The following is a 12,039-nucleotide window of genomic DNA, read 5'->3' on the forward strand; positions in this document are numbered from 1 at the left end:
GAATTTTAGTAGAAGAAAGGCAGTGGTAGAGGATGGCAAAGTTTAGAAAAGTACGGATTGATTTTTGGATGGATCCAATGGTTTCGGAGGAAATGACACCAGAGGACAGATACTTTTATTTATATCTTTTAACGAATCAGCGTACGACTCAAATTGGTATCTATCAGATTACGAAAAAGCAGATGGCCTTTGATATGGGCTATTCGATCGAAAGTGTTCATTCATTAATGGAACGATTCATCACGCATCACCAGCTGATTCGCTACAATCCTGAAACAAGAGAACTTGCCATTAAAAACTGGGGAGAAAATAACTTTGATAAAGCGGGGAAACCAATGATGGATTGTATTATCTCCGAATTAAAAGCGGTCAAGGATGCTTCATTAATTCAATATGTTTCAGAGTTGATTAAAAAACAGGAATTCCGCAGCCTTTATGAATCTTTTTTTAAAAAAGAAGAGGTTAGTTTCAGTATGAAAGGTAATGATCCAAATGAGATTGCTGACGATCATACTCCTGTATGGGAAGAGAAGGACGATACGTGGACCAAACCTCATACGATACGTGGACAAGAAAAAGATAAAGAATTAGATAAAGAAAAAGATAAACAAAAAGATAAACAACAAGAAGTTCTTTACTCCCAAATGGAGAGTAATCGAGATAGCGACCATACCATACATAATAATCAAAAACTTGTAGATGTGAAGGAAATTGTCGAGTTTTGGGACAACAATGGATTTGGTTTTAGTAACTTGAATGGTAAACAGCAGCTGTTAGCCTGGTTAGATAATTCTAAATTTTTACAGCCCAAAGCGGTGATTTTAAAAGCGATGAATATTGCCTGTGCCAATAACAAGCGAAGACTAACCTATGTGGTTGGTATTCTGAAAAACTGGGAAAATGAATCTTTACTGTCCGTAGAAGAAATTGATTCCTATATTGAGAGCCTTAAGCCTGTACAAAAACATTGGAAATCGAAGGATTCCTTTCCTCGTGGAAGAGATATTCCAAGTGGCTTTGACTTTGATATTACGGCAGGTGAAGACTGGTGAGTATGGCGGAAAAAGCATTTTTAGGAAGCCTGATGAAGGCCGAATACTTACTCAAGGATACGGTAATCAAGCCTGAACAGCTAGAAAGTATCCGGCATAAAGAAATCCTGCGGAGGATGCTGGATTTAACCCAGGCTGGCAGGAATATTGATTTAATCACTTTTACCACCATGCCTGACCTTGAATCCTTTGGGGGGATGTCCTATCTTTCCGAGTTGTTAGCATTTGCCGACCTGGAGAAGTTCGACAATACGGAGAAACTGATCCTTGATTTGTGGAAGGAACGAGAAAAAAGGAGCATCTTAACCCTGGCAGCCATGAATGATTGGGAGATCGCAAAAGTCATTTCAGAATTGGATAAAATTAACCAATTAAAAGTGGAGGATCATACATCGTTAACACAGGCGTTATCAGATATCTTTGAGGCACCTTGGGAAGATCAAAAAGAGTTGATAACCGCAACAACAGGGATCCAAAAGCTCGATTATTTAACCGGAGGGTTTCAAGATGGGGAAGTAACGATCATCGCCGCTAGACCCTCGATGGGAAAAACAGATGTGATGCTTCATTTTGCCAAAATGTCAGGATGGGCTGGGTATTTGCCACTGGTATTTTCTCTGGAAATGCCTGAAAGATTGATCACTTCTCGACTGATTGCTTCGACAGGGAACTTCAATCGAAGTAAAATGCGGGATCCGAAACGAATGCTAACTCAAGACCAAAAAAATAGTTGGTCAGATGTGATGGGCATACTCTCTGAAACCCATATGCAAATTTTTGATGGATCTGGCCAAAGTATAGCGGAAATGAGAGCGAAAACACGAAAAATGATCCATCAATTTCCGTACAAAAAACCAATCATTTTTATCGATTACTTAACGCTCATCCATTGTGGTCAATCCTACGGTGGAAATTCCCACCTCCAAGTGACGGAAATATCGAAATCTCTTAAAGCAGTGGCGAAGGATTTTAATTGTCCCGTCGTTTGTTTGGCGCAGCTCAATCGATCGGTAGAATCTAGAGCCGATAAAAAGCCAATGATGTCCGATATTCGTGAATCGGGAAGCGTGGAACAAGACGCAGATGTCATTTTGTTCCTCTATCGTGAAATGTATTATAACAAGGAATCTCAGAATAAATCGCTTGAAATCATTGTTTCGAAAAACCGAAATGGTCCAGTTGGAAGCATCGCCGTCAATTATAACCAGCATACAGGGAGAATTGAGGAACAGAAGGAATTAATCTAACCGGGGAATGACCGCTATTTCGCCGAAAAAATTAGATAACGAGGTGAATCACATGAGTGTGAAAGATCTTTACATGGATTGTTTACGTTATGAAGAATCAACATTAGCCCATTATATCCACCATTTACTTGCAGAGAAGAAAATTTCATTAGAGGACGATTTTTCCATAAAAGACTTAGAACGAGCGGACCATCAGAAAGTAAAGGGATTGATTCAAAACAATGTATTAGGTTTTCATAAAGTGGGCATCTACTCACTGAAGATGAACCAGGAGTATTTTGTCTTTATTTTTGCTTCCAACAATCAGGAAGCCATCCGATTCTATGCCAAAACATTTCATCAAAACCCATTGAACTGTCACGAATATTCACTGGATTGTCAGATTGATAGAGGAAATGATGGGATTTCTTTTCGGGACATGAGGAAGGAATTCGCGAGTTTTCCTGCTATAGCGGGATATTCTACGAGGGGAGAATGAATCTTGAAGTAAAGACGTAAATCGCAATCAATAAGGAGATTCAGTTCGATAAATTAAAAAAATCCCAGATGCGATAACAGTGGTTGGGGTACATTAGTAAATAAATTTTACTAAAATACGTATTCAGAGAGCCTATAGAAATAGGTTCTTTATTGTTAAGATTAAACGAAACGTGAATATAAAAATGTCAGGGTAGTACACTCTGCTCTTAAATCAGTTATAATTTTATTATATAAATGAAGGAGGTAATTAATATGCCTATCTATAACAAATTAGTCCGAGACCGCATCCCGGAGGTAATCGAAAGTACTGGGAAGCAATTTTCGACAAGAATCCTAAATAATGACGAATACATAAAAGAATTGAAAAAGAAGAGCTTTGAAGAACTAAATGAATACATAAATACAGTGAATGATAATGATGCCATCGAGGAGCTTGCCGATCTGCTAGAAATCATTCATGCTTTGGCAGAAAGCCACGGAACATCTATTGAAGAAGTTGAGAGAGCACGTCAAAATAAAGCACAAAAACGAGGGGGCTTTAAGGAGAAAATATTTCTAATTGAGGTTGAGGATGAGTAAGATACAATTATTTACGAAGGAACTCGGAATACAGCTGATTAAAAATATCGAAGATGCAGCAACTATATGTATACTATCTTCCTTTGTGATGAAATCTGGGGTTTATTTTTTGAAAAATGCCTTAAAGAAAGCCGCTCAGAATGGTGCAGATATAAAAATTTGTACCGGTGATTATCTATACATAACGCAGCCGGAAGCATTAGAAGAACTTCTTTCGATAGATGAACGAATTAAGGTAAGAATTTGGAAGAGTAATGGGGGATCTTTTCATCCCAAGGCCTATTTATTCCAAACGAATGAACATGACGTTTTGTATATCGGCTCATCTAATCTATCACGATCGGCCTTATATCAGGGTATTGAATGGAATGTTGGAGTTAGTGATGCAAAAGATATCTTTGATGAAGCTCAAGCGGAGTTTTTAAAATTATATTATGCAGAACAAACTGTTCCCCTAAATAAAGAAACGCTTGTGGAATATAGATCAAGATATGATGAGTATCATCGGAAAAATCCTAATCTTGCTAAAAAGTGGAGTGAACTGGAAGAACTGGAACTGATGCTTCCCAATAAAAAAGAGGAGCCAGAACCAACTGCGACAATCATGGAACCTGCTGCCGATTATGGAGAAATTCAACCCAGGTTTGCTCAAATCGAAGCATTGGAAGAATTAAATAAGACATTAGAGGAAGAGTACAATAAGGCTTTGGTAGTTATGGCGACTGGTTTAGGAAAGACTTATCTGGCTGGATTTTTTTCAAAAATTTTTAATAAAGTACTCTTTATAGCCCATCGAGAAGAAATACTTAATCAGGCTAGAGATTCTTTTAAAAAAATCATGCCTGAAAAACGATATGGAATTTATAATGGCAAACAGAAAGAAAATAATGCAGATGCTATTTTTGCCTCGATATATACTTTAAGTATGAAGTCTCATCTTGAACAGTTTAGGCCAGATGAATTTGATCTTATAATAATAGATGAATTTCATCATGCTGCAGCGGATTCCTATCAAATGGCGTTAGATTATTTTCAGCCAAAGTTTTTATTGGGGATTACCGCAACTCCTGATCGCAATGACAACAAAGATGTTTATGCCATCTGTGACGGAAACGTTGCATTTAGACTTGATTTCCTGGAAGCAATTGAACGGAAGTGGCTGGCCCCATTTAAATATTTTGGCGTTTATGATGATACTGATTACACCCAAATAACCTGGCTAGGAAATCGTTATGCTGAGGAAGAGTTGCTGCAAGTTCAATTAAAAGAAGAAATGGCACTTAAAATTCTCCATGCCTGGGAGGACAAAAAGCAGACTCGAACATTGGCTTTCTGTTCATCGATTCGACAAGCTAACTTCCTATCGAACTATTTTAATCAACATGGCTACCACACCGTTAGTCTTCATTCACAACAAGTTCATATCGGTAGAAGCCAGGCAATCTCCCAGCTTGATAGAGGGGAAATCGATGTCATTTTTACCGTTGACCTGTTTAATGAAGGTGTCGATATTCCATCTGTCGATACATTACTGTTTGTTCGACCCACAGAATCATTAACCGTCTTTACACAGCAAATAGGTAGAGGACTTCGGTTACATTCCAGTAAGGAAGCATGTGTCATCGTGGACCTAATCGGTAATTATCGGAACGCAGATATAAAGTTAAGTTTATTTGATACAACTCCAAGCGATGTGAAGTTACGAAAGATCCAACCGATGATCCCACAATTCTGTGAACTCGATCTAGATTTAGATGTCATTAACCTTCTACAAGAAATGTCACGAAAGCGACAGCCAAGAAAAGAGAAACTCTTTAGTGATTATATGACACTAAAAAAAGAAATTGGTAAAAGACCAACTTATCTGGAATTGCATTTAAGAGGGGCTTCAGAATCTAGACAATATCGAACCGAATTTGGTTCCTATTTTGGTTTTTTAAACTGGGCTGATGAGCTGTCTGTTCGAGAAAAGCAAGTGTTTACCCGTTATGAAAATTGGTTGATGGATGTTGAAAGAACGGATATGAGAAAAAGCTATAAAATGATTGTTCTTCTTGCCATGCTGCAACGAGGACCATCCAATTGGAATAATCCGATCACACCTGAGGAAGTTGCTCCTTTCTTCCACCATTATCTTATGGATAAAGAGTATCGAAAGAAACTGGACTTTTCTGATAAATCTTCTAAAAGGCTTTGGGAGTATAATGAACAAAGAGTAAGTCGGTTAATTGCCACCATGCCAATGACCATGTGGAAAAGTGAATTAACTTCATTCGAGAATAATATCTTTAAGTTTATGTTTGACATTGCCAAAGAAGATGAAGAAATTCTCTTTAAATGGACAAAAGATATCTGCGAATACCGACTACATTATCATTTTGAAAGAAAGGCAAACAGCCCTCTAGTTCATTAGGTCCTAGGGGGATTTTTGTTCAATTTGGTTAAGTTTTGAGATATATCAATTTGTTTTTTTATATCATCTTGGATCTTCCTTGTATAAAGGTACACTTCAAACAGTAACTCTATTTCCTCTATCAGTAGTTTGCTTGAGAGTAACTAAGATTCAGTATTTTGTCACCTTTCCCCATACTTTGTTCATTGGTTTAATGATAGATTAATAGTGTTTCATAATTAACTAAAAGTAAAAGTCAAAATAAAATGGAAAGGACGTATAAAAAATGAGCTAGAAAATACATATTTGTGTTACTCACTTTGGATTTATAGAATGGACAGTAGATTTTGTCTATTTAATTTTTTCAATTTGAACGACTTCCCACTTAGTTCAAAAATCATCTTAAATATCTTCAAATTTCTACCATATTTTATTTCACAAGATTTCCCTTCTTCATACTTCTTTATATAAATACTTTATTTTTACTTTAAATTCCATACTTTTTTAGAAATCCATATATCAATACAAGGAAGGCCTGCTAATGGTTTCAAAATTGTGCAGCTATTTGACCCCATTGCTAGCATTGATACGGGGTTAATCCAATATAATATGGAGGTTTTTTCATGGAGGAAACACTGAATAACATTCTTTTAGAATTACAGGATTTAAAAAATGGGCAGCAAGAATTAATAGAAGTCCAGAAGGAACTAATAAGTCGTACAGAAAGTTTAGAAAAGGGGCAAAAAAAATTAATTACCTGTTCAAAAAATTTAAAGAAAAGTCACGAAGAATCAATTACAGGGCAGCACCAGTTAAAGATTCAAATAGAAAATTTTGAACAAGTTAAAGATTTATTATCTTTGGGGCAAAATGAAATAAAAGAATTAATTAAACAAACTACTGTTTATATGGCTGGTAAGATGTCATTTTCGGAAAAGATTATCATGGAGATTGAATTATTAAATGAAAGAGAACGGCAAGAGGTTCTAAATAAAATCAAAGGAAAAACTTTTATAAGAACGAACCAGACATGGGCGGAAAATTGGGATGATGATTATTATTAAAGAACTAGAAAGGTAGAGGAATTGAATAAAGCTATCGAAGATTTAAACGATTTCTTCATTTTGGGACAAATTGCGAAACTGCAATAAATTAAAAAGAGAGGTAGTTAATTAAAGCTTGGTGAAAGAAAAACAATGGCAATGAACCCCTAAATCCAATCGCGGTGATTCAGGGATAAGTTGTATTAATTCCTCTTATTTACTTTAAAAAATATATTCTTGAGATTACTGCTCGGCTGGATTTTTGCACCAGATTAGCCACCACCATTAGAATAACTGTTATTAAAGGACCGGACATGTTGTTGCATGCCCGGTTTTTATATTATTCAAAACCCTAAATTTATTATGTGTATCTTATAATAGCGCTGCAACCGCACGTAGTTGTCCCACAATTCCCCCCCAATCTGCACCTAAGTCAAGCGTTTTCACACTAAATCGGTTTCCACCAATTGAATAATCATGATCCGGCGTGAGCTCCTCATCGGTTTTTGCATATAAAAGGACTCCACTTACATGTCCGCTCCCTGTTCTATCCTTGTTTTTTACATAAGTAAAAATTTGATACAAGTTAGCTGAAATAATCGATTTGCTATTAAACAAAGTGTTGGTTTGCATGGTCCGGCCATAATATTTGGCATCAATGATCAGTGTTTTGGTTCCATAGGAAAGTGTGATATCTGTTTTCATATTCGGTAGAAATTCGGTGATATCATCGTCCACATTCCATTTAATGTAGGAAGACCCGACAGTAAAATGAGGGTACTCTTTTTTGAAATAACCAAGTAAAAATTTCTCATATAAGCGGTGCATGAATTGGTCATCCAGGAATTCTTTCATCTTATATTCACCTGTCTCCGTCGTCATTAAAAGCCCTTTGATGATTAATTGGCAGATATTGATGAGAAGTTTGTAGGTAGCATTATTTCGGTGATAGATCAATGCATTCCAGTTGATGGCGAACGGATTAAGAGTTTCTATGTTCCTAAAATACAAGCTCAGCTTTTTCAATTCCTTACTGTTGGCTACTGTAACATCACCTGATTTAATAAGTAGTACCATGGTGGTTTTTACTATTTGATTCAAAGGTGTATTTTCTGAGAATTGATCGAAATGGCAAACCATTCGCCGCGTCATTAACGTGTTTTGACGAACAGAGTTTGATATATCTATTTTGCCTTTTAAGTTACCCGTTGCTTCTGTGTAGACGAGATAATCCTTATGTAAACCACGTTTCAATTGATTTGAAACACCGCGTACTAGAATGGCCGCCATCAAATCATGAAGGTTTTCAAATTCTTCTGTTTGGATATTTTTGAAGCTGGCTTCGTTAAGTGACTGATAGGCATAAGACAGCATATAGTATATATTTTTTACCTTAATCATAAATGGCTCCACGCAGCCTGCTGCTCCAGTTTTCGATCTTTGTCGGTTCGTCAAACCAGTATTCTTTAATCAAAGGGATCAGTTCATATTCGATCACATCGGATAACCATCCATCATCAATGATTTCATTCGTTGATAGATAACTATGACCAATTTGAAAGCCACTTCCAAGGGAAGTATCCTCTGCGATATCTTCATTTATTTTCACTACCGTATCAATTAAGCGATCAAACTTTTCACTTGCTATGTTTGCTTGATATTCTTGGAAACCATCGCTTCTAAATGCAGGTTCAACTTCATAAAAGGCAAACCGGCGGCGAAGGGCATAATCAATCATTGCTAAACTGCGGTCAGCTGTGTTCATCATTCCAATAATATGAACATTGTCTGGTACGGAAAATTGTTCATCTGAATAAAGCAAGCGGACTTCCTTACCTCGTTTATCTGATTCAATTAGCATTAATAATTCGCCAAATATCTTACTTAAGTTGCCTCGGTTAATCTCATCGATGATGAAAAAATAGGGCCGATCATCAGGCTCAGCTTCTTTACAAAACTCATAAAACGGGCCTTTAGATATGGAAAAGCCTTTTTCGGTAGGGCGGTAACCCATGATAAAATCTTCATAACTGTAACTTTGATGAAATTGGATCATCATAACTCGACTGATATCTTTTTCACCCATAATCGAGTAGGCCAAGCGCTCTGCAGCAAAGGTCTTTCCAACACCTGGGGCACCTAACAAAATAAGATTCTTCTTTTTAAGAAGAAGATTTTTTAAGGTCAGATACTTATCATCGCTCATATACACATCAGACAAGAAGTTCTCTGCTGTATAGCTCTCATAGTATACTGTGTCAGTTTCTGGATCTTCCGAATCAGAATCTGAAATGAACATATCTTCTAGTTTCTTGTAATAATCCGTATAGGGTGTAATATCTGTGAGAGTTTTTAAAACAATTTGTCCTTCGTGCTCCCATTCTCCTTTATGTGTCCAGTGTACAGTCCGTATATGTTTATATTCATTTCTTGAATCATCAAACATATAGTCTGACGTGACAACCCCTCGGCCAATGATTTTCTTCAGCCCTTTTTTCACAATAATTACGTCATCTTCTTTTAGTTCATTCGCAAATTGCCATGTAGCATGTCCAGCATTTTTATAGGAATATTCTTCACCATAAATCTCTTTCATTTTGCTCTTCATTGATTCTTTTGCAGGGTATTGTTTTAAGTCACCGAGATTGTCCCAGCCAATTCCCATGATTCCTTTATCATAGAATTCTTCCCACAGGCGGGAACCTTCGCCTGGGGCATAGATCCAATACCGCTTTTTATCTTTTGGTCCTGCTGGAGTTGGGGCAGGGGTGGCCGGAACCTTTTGATAATCTCCTGTTATCATACTCTCAATCACTTCATCTTCTTCTTTGCTGACTCGAAAATTAGTTGCACCAGGATACGTTAATATCTCCATTCGTTTTGTCCGTTCATCAGCAAGTAACGTAGTTCTTTCTACAATCGTGTTGGTGAGCTTTCTTAGGATTTCAATATCAACACCTAAATAGGGTTCTTTGTTTAGGTCATCAGAACAATTATACGGATCGTTTGGTTCGGGCTGTTTCATCTCAGGATCACAAAGAATGGTACCGGAAGCTACAATGCCGCCTTCAGGTCCGGAAAGCCAAATGTAGACTTTGTCTCCTTTTTTAATTTGTTTATAATTTTGATTGACAGCCCAAGTAATTGTATTAAGGTCATGAACAGCACCAATCACATCATAATATTTGGGGTTTCCCTGAAAAACCCAACAGGATGGCTCAGCTAATTCCTTTAGAAATCTAGAATACAGTGACAATGCATTCGAATACGCTTTATTGCCAGCAGCTAGGTCTACTTCATGAAAATTGGGTGCGGAAGTAATCCTTTTGTATGCCTCTTCAAATGCAGCTAATGATGTAATATGGAATAAATCAGTTTCGGTTAAAGGGTTGATGTTTAATTTTGCCGTAGCATTTTTAAGAGAATTCGTATAAGCGGTAATGGTATTGGATTTATACAGTTCTCCATTGGATTTTTTCTGGCGGCGCATCCAATTTTGGAAAGCAGCTTTTAAATAGGTATTTCTAGCCGTTTTGCCACTCCATTCTTTTGCAAGTGTTGGATGCCTTTCATCTAAAAAGGCCTTGAAATGCTTCATTGACTGCAAATATCCACTAGCGCGTTCTTGGGCACGTTCCGATTTGTTTTGTGATTTAAGATAATCCCTTATGATTTCTTTTGCTTTGTTTAGAGATTTCTCATCCAAAAAGATAGACCAGAAATCTATCCCTATATTATTATTATAGGCAAAGAATGCATCAGAAAAGTGAACAGCAATGGTGTTATCATTCCAATTTGGATGATTCCCTGCTAAATAGGTATGGAACTCCTTCCGTAGTTTTTCTACTTCTTGTTTTGAAATGGCCTTTACCAATTTATCCACCTGCAATTATTTTATATTTTACAAAAACGCTGGCATTTCCCAGTCTAACGATATAGAGGTTATTCCAATTTTACCAAATAATCTCATGTAAAAGGAAATCAGCGGGCGGGGACTGGAGACAAAACTACTTACATTTTATTTGATGTAAAAGAATATATCTACCAAGGATGCCTTTATTTTTGTATAAAGTAAGTAGAATATAATAATATTATGTTAACAATTGAAAAGAGGCAGTAGTGTGGCAAAAAAGAAGGATAATGCAAACCTTACACCTAGAAGGAAGCGTTATAGTCGAAGAGACCGCCTTCAGAATGCGAAAAAATGGATGGACCAATATAATGGAAAATATCTTGCAAAAGGATATAGCAATTGGTTTGGAGTAGATCTGTTATGTGCGATAACGGAGCTTGAAATGCTGGGGCACAAATTTAAACAGTCTTATAAAGACCAGGTTAAAAATTCTCTCGAGGAGAGACAAAAGCAAAAGGAAAAAAGGAAGCAAGTAAAAGAACAGGATGAGGATTTTGGCGACGATATGTTTTATTTTGTCGCTGGATATACCGAAAACGGAGTACAGTATGGTTTAACTAGAGAAGAAATGAATGAAGTTGCTGAAATTCCTATTATACTTAATTCCTCAAAATGTAGAATTTCAATTAGAATAGATGATGATGATTTACCATTTTAATACTGCACTCTAGGGAAAAAATAAAGGAGAGCACTTTCAATAACCATCAAACTTGTTCTCCTTTATTTTTCTTCAATTAATCTATTTCTTTCTTAAGACACCTTTTTTAACAAGATTAACAAGTATTCCTTTATTTTTGAACTTATTAAATGCAATTAATCTATTTAAATCTTTCACAGTTAACGTGTCAGGGTCCTTTGCAAGTTCGAAATCTCTTGTTTTTGCAATCAAGGAGAGAGCAAATTCCACTTGTTTCGGTGTTAATGAATAATCTTCTTGGTCTGGTGTTCGAACAGCAGAGTTGACTTTTTCATTGACCGATTGCTCAATGGTAGCTGCATGCTCTCGTAATCTAGCCTCAACTAATGCCTCCACTTCCTCATGGCTTATAGATTTATTCTCTTTTTGGATAGGTTTTTGATTCGTATTAAGTAATTTATCTAAGAAACCTTTCAACATTATAGACACTTCACTTTCATTTTGTTTCCTATAATTTTATTTGTAGGTAAATTATTCCTTCAAGTCTATTATTAAAGTAAACAATAGAAAAAACAATACTTTTGGAGTATATTGTTGCTAGTTTTTGTGGATAGTTGTCGTAATAATAGGGGAAATCTTGTAATTGTTTAGGAAAATATTCCTAATTGTAGTATAATGGAGAAAAATGCAAATTTT

At 36.3% G+C, this 12,039-nt stretch carries 10 protein-coding genes; 7 read left to right on the plus strand and 3 right to left on the minus strand.

Translation table 11 applies throughout. From position 1 onward, the window contains the following. The first annotated feature begins 32 nt into the window (after window positions 1-32). The 6 genes from AC4QJR_RS13275 (at window position 33) to AC4QJR_RS13300 (ending at window position 6,814) form a co-directional block, all read left to right on the plus strand. On the plus strand, window positions 33-1,052 hold the full coding sequence (locus tag AC4QJR_RS13275) for a DnaD domain protein (RefSeq protein WP_496526494.1): 1,020 nt from the start codon (window positions 33-35) through the stop codon (window positions 1,050-1,052). Between the two features lie 2 nt (window positions 1,053-1,054). Further along, a complete protein-coding gene (locus AC4QJR_RS13280; protein WP_496526677.1) occupies window positions 1,055-2,299 on the plus strand; it encodes a replicative DNA helicase in 1,245 nt (414 codons plus the stop codon). Window positions 2,300-2,351: 52 nt separating this feature from the next. Further along, a complete protein-coding gene (locus tag AC4QJR_RS13285) occupies window positions 2,352-2,777 on the plus strand; it encodes a hypothetical protein (protein ID WP_496526495.1) in 426 nt (141 codons plus the stop codon). A 254-nt stretch (window positions 2,778-3,031) separates the two neighbouring features. Then, window positions 3,032-3,358 carry a nucleoside triphosphate pyrophosphohydrolase gene (locus AC4QJR_RS13290; RefSeq protein WP_496526496.1) on the plus strand — a complete coding sequence of 109 codons (327 nt, stop codon included), beginning with the start codon at window positions 3,032-3,034 and terminating at the stop codon, window positions 3,356-3,358. Continuing rightward, entirely contained in the window at window positions 3,351-5,771 is a 2,421-nt protein-coding gene (locus tag AC4QJR_RS13295; protein WP_496526497.1) for a DEAD/DEAH box helicase family protein, read from the plus strand. The genes AC4QJR_RS13290 and AC4QJR_RS13295 overlap by 8 nt, the downstream gene beginning before the upstream one ends. Window positions 5,772-6,373: 602 nt before the next feature. Continuing rightward, window positions 6,374-6,814, plus strand: a complete 441-nt coding sequence (locus tag AC4QJR_RS13300; protein ID WP_496526498.1) for a hypothetical protein — start codon at window positions 6,374-6,376, stop codon at window positions 6,812-6,814. Window positions 6,815-7,165: 351 nt separating this feature from the next. On the opposite strand, the gene mcrC is transcribed toward AC4QJR_RS13300, so the two are convergent. Together mcrC and AC4QJR_RS13310 are read right to left on the minus strand one after the other, a co-directional pair. Beyond that, window positions 7,166-8,194, minus strand: coding sequence for a 5-methylcytosine-specific restriction endonuclease system specificity protein McrC (gene mcrC, locus AC4QJR_RS13305; RefSeq protein ID WP_496526499.1), 1,029 nt, complete (start codon window positions 8,192-8,194; stop codon window positions 7,166-7,168). Further along, entirely contained in the window at window positions 8,187-10,667 is a 2,481-nt protein-coding gene (locus tag AC4QJR_RS13310) for a DUF8426 domain-containing protein (RefSeq protein WP_496526500.1), read from the minus strand. The genes mcrC and AC4QJR_RS13310 overlap by 8 nt, the downstream gene beginning before the upstream one ends. A 247-nt stretch (window positions 10,668-10,914) precedes the next feature. On the opposite strand from AC4QJR_RS13310, the gene AC4QJR_RS13315 reads away from it, so the two are divergent. Beyond that, a complete protein-coding gene (locus AC4QJR_RS13315) occupies window positions 10,915-11,364 on the plus strand; it encodes a hypothetical protein (protein WP_496526501.1) in 450 nt (149 codons plus the stop codon). Between the two features lie 81 nt (window positions 11,365-11,445). Here the strand turns inward: AC4QJR_RS13315 and AC4QJR_RS13320 are convergent, their stop codons facing one another. After that, window positions 11,446-11,823 (minus strand): ABC transporter ATP-binding protein, encoded by a 378-nt coding sequence (locus tag AC4QJR_RS13320; RefSeq protein ID WP_496526502.1) that lies wholly within the window; start codon window positions 11,821-11,823, stop codon window positions 11,446-11,448. Window positions 11,824-12,039 lie beyond the last annotated feature (216 nt).

It is taken from the genome of Neobacillus sp. BP17 (assembly GCF_059579525.1).